The sequence below is a fragment of the Alcanivorax sp. HI0083 genome (assembly GCF_001635175.1).
The window spans coordinates 1-734 of record NZ_LWFX01001627.1; the positions used below are offsets into that span (position 1 = coordinate 1).

Consider the following 734-nt stretch of genomic DNA (forward strand, 5'->3'; position numbering starts at 1 on the left):
CCCCGGGCTGGATGTTGGCCCGTTGTTTCAGCGCGTGATAACTGGTGCCGTAGACCATGGAAAAGGCGGCGGCGGTGTGGTCATCCATGCCGTCAGGCACGGGGATCAGACGGTTCTCCGGCACCAGAATTTCTTCGGCAAAGGCACCGTAACCGGTGAGGCCCATGATCCGCTGGCCGGGTTTGAAGTTTTTCACGCCGTCGCCCACTTCCAGCACTTCGCCGGCCATTTCACCGCCCGGTGAAAACGGCAATTCCGGTTTGATCTGGTACTTGCCTTCGATAATCAGGGTGTCGGGGAAGTTCAGCCCGGCGGCTTTTACCCGCACCTTTACTTCGCCTTTGCCCGGCGCAGGGGATGCGATGTCTTCAATGACCAGCGTGTTGGCTGGGCCCAGTTCCTTGCACAGAATGGCGCGCATGTGGTGCTCTCCCGAAAATCAGAATTTTTATGTGTAGGAGACGCTAACGCCGATGGGGGCATTAGACAAATGCATGGGGCGCATTGAGAGGGATAAAGATAACTAATAGCTGCCTGGGAACCTCTGAAAAACTCCTTGCATGCTCAGCGTGGCCTGAAGCGTGCAGCTGTTGCGTCTTGTCTTGATGGTCAGGGTGGTTCCCTTTCCGAGAGGCAAGGCGCAGCAGATGTGCGCTTCAGGCCACGCCCTTCGGGTCATTCAGGCTGGCCCGCACTCGTTGTTGCGCTTTTTCGATGGATGGACATATCTCGAT

Annotated in this window: 1 protein-coding gene; it reads right to left on the reverse strand. The window is 57.1% G+C overall.

Features of this window, described 5'->3' with window-relative positions; genetic code table 11:
* Window positions 1-421: alcohol dehydrogenase catalytic domain-containing protein (locus A3754_RS24025; protein WP_156497198.1), on the reverse strand; the 421-nt coding region annotated here is incomplete at its 3' end.
* Window positions 422-734: the final 313 nt, after the last annotated feature.